At 46.9% G+C, this 945-nt stretch carries 1 protein-coding gene; it reads left to right on the plus strand.

The features are described 5' to 3' along the window. Positions 1 to 42 precede the first annotated feature (42 nt). On the plus strand, positions 43 to 945 hold a 903-nt coding region (locus tag ACS8FC_RS15430), incomplete at its 3' end, for a DEAD/DEAH box helicase (RefSeq protein WP_439297421.1).

Genomic DNA, 945 nt, shown 5'->3' on the forward strand with positions numbered 1-945 from the left:
TATTACTTAAGCCGTCTCGAACGAGAGCTGGCGCGCGCTGCTGTGTCCAAAAATAAAAAATCCAATCATGATTCTGAGCGAAAAAACAATCACGAAGATGTCCTTGCCAAGAAACGTGCTCAATACGACAAGATAAAAACGCGCTCGCAAGCAGCAGTGCAAGCGCGCATCGACAGTATTCCAAGCGATTTGCCTGCCAAGTTGAATCTTGATCTGCCTGTTAGTCAACGCGCAGAAGATCTGGTACAAGCGATCATTGATAATCAGGTCATTATCGTGGCGGGTGAGACAGGTTCGGGTAAAACCACGCAGTTGCCTAAGCTTGCCATGCTGGCAGGACGCGGTATTACTGGACAGATAGGGCACACGCAGCCAAGACGACTGGCAGCGCGCAGCGTCGCGAACCGTATTGCAGAAGAATTGGGTGAACAATTAGGTAATACCGTTAGTTTTAAGATTCGCTTTAATGAGCAAGGCTCAGCGCAATCTGTCGTTAAGCTAATGACCGATGGTATTTTGCTGGCTGAGCTAGGTCATGATCGTTTTTTGAGTAAGTACGATACGATTATTATCGATGAGGCGCATGAGCGTAGTTTGAACATCGATTTCATCATGGGTTATCTCAAAAAGATGCTGCCCAAGCGTCCAGATTTAAAAGTCATTATTACCTCAGCGACTCTCGATACCAAGCGCTTTAGTGAATATTTCAGTCGTTATGATGCCAAGCTTAAACGGCAAGTCCCTGCACCAATCTTTAATGTTGAAGGGCGTAGCTTTCCGGTAGAAGTCCGTTATCGTCCGCTGACCGATGAGCCAGTAAATAGCTCAGAAGATGACAGCTATGATGATTTCGAAGAAAACCTGCCGCGTGCTGTGGTTGCTGCTGTCGAGGAGTGTTTTAGCGACGCGCAAAATAAAGGCCATGCTGATCAGGCTGATATCTTG

This window comes from Psychrobacter sp. 1Y4 (assembly GCF_051847555.1).